1 protein-coding gene is annotated in these 749 nt (G+C 29.0%); it reads right to left on the bottom strand.

Features of this window, described 5'->3' with window-relative positions; all coding sequences use genetic code 11:
* The coding region (locus tag IU405_RS00920; protein ID WP_197436759.1) for a DUF3667 domain-containing protein at positions 1–749 on the bottom strand (749 nt) is incomplete at both ends.

Genomic DNA, 749 nt, shown 5'->3' with positions numbered 1-749 from the left:
TCAAAATATTTTAACGCAATTCCCACGATAACCCCTATAATCATTAAGCTGATAAAAAAGACAATTAAACCGAGTAAAAATCGTAGCAATTTTAAAATGTTTTTTCCAATTGAAAGTTGATAAAACTTTCCAAACGCATACATGTAAAAAAGGATGTAAATTAAGATGCTATAACTGTAAATAGTTGGATGTATGGTAATTGCTAACATAAAAAATAGTAGCGTAATGTAGGTAAGAAAACCATAAATAAAAGCATTTATCACCACATGCTCACCGAAATTATGAGGTTTTCTATATGTCCATTTACTCAAAATTGCATAAATCAAAAGAAAAACAAAAGTCATTAAGTTGTAATAGCGCAACATAAACTGCATCCATCCATCCATGAATTTTAACTGCATTTGAGCTGTTTTCTTTTCTATTTCTAGTTTTTGAAACTCTTGTTTGTCAATATTTTTTAAGGTAGAAAGATCTAGTGCTGCTTTTTGTTTCAGTTCACTAATTTGAACCGATTGAATAGAATTATTGATAGCAATAAAATCATCAGCAAAATAATTGAAGGTAAGTAATGATAAACCTGCGCCAACTGCTAAAAATGCAAACGGATTTACATAACGTTTTCTAATCCCATCTAAATATTCATTAATAACCTCATCAGGATGAGTTGCCATTTTTCTGATGGTTAAGAAAAACTTACTATCCACTCCAAAAGTATTGATAAAAAATTCTAAGAGTAATTCTTTAAAAGT

Origin of the sequence: Polaribacter sp. BAL334 (genome assembly GCF_015767435.1) — a bacterium.
GTDB lineage: Bacteria > Bacteroidota > Bacteroidia > Flavobacteriales > Flavobacteriaceae > Polaribacter.
The sequence above is the reverse complement of the archived record's forward strand: the minus strand, read 5'-3'. Positions and strand labels throughout refer to the sequence as shown.